At 74.0% G+C, this 420-nt stretch carries 1 protein-coding gene; it reads left to right on the forward strand.

Features of this window, described 5'->3' with window-relative positions; all coding sequences use genetic code 11:
- Positions 1–302: alpha/beta fold hydrolase (locus J0695_RS41215; RefSeq protein ID WP_206969926.1), on the forward strand; the 302-nt coding region annotated here is incomplete at its 5' end.
- Positions 303–420 lie beyond the last annotated feature (118 nt).

Consider the following 420-nt stretch of genomic DNA (forward strand, 5'->3'; position numbering starts at 1 on the left):
GCATGTCCTACCGCGCGATCGGCGCGGCGATGCAGGCGTACACCGCGTATCTGGAACAGCGGGCGCTCCCGAGCCGGCTGACGGACCTCGGCAAGCCGCTGCATGTGATCTTCGGCGACCAGGACCGCAGATGGCGGCCCTCGTCGGCGGCCGACTACCGCGTCGTCCCGGGCGCGACGGTCGAGTGGCTGCCCGGTGCGGGGCACACGCCCATCCTGGAGGAGCCGCAGCGGACCGCCGCACTCCTGCTAGCCTTCACCGGGGGCCGCCCCGGCCCGGCGCCCACGTCCGGGACCACCTGACGCTCGCCCGCGCGCCCGCCTGCCCGTGCCCGTCTGCCTGGGTGTGCCGCACCCAGGCAGTACGCGTCCTGGTTGCGGGGCCCTGACCTGCGCAGACTCGAAGCGCAAGGCATCGCAT

The organism is Streptomyces beijiangensis, assembly GCF_017315755.1.
In the GTDB taxonomy this organism is placed as follows: Bacteria; Actinomycetota; Actinomycetes; order Streptomycetales; family Streptomycetaceae; genus Streptomyces; species Streptomyces beijiangensis.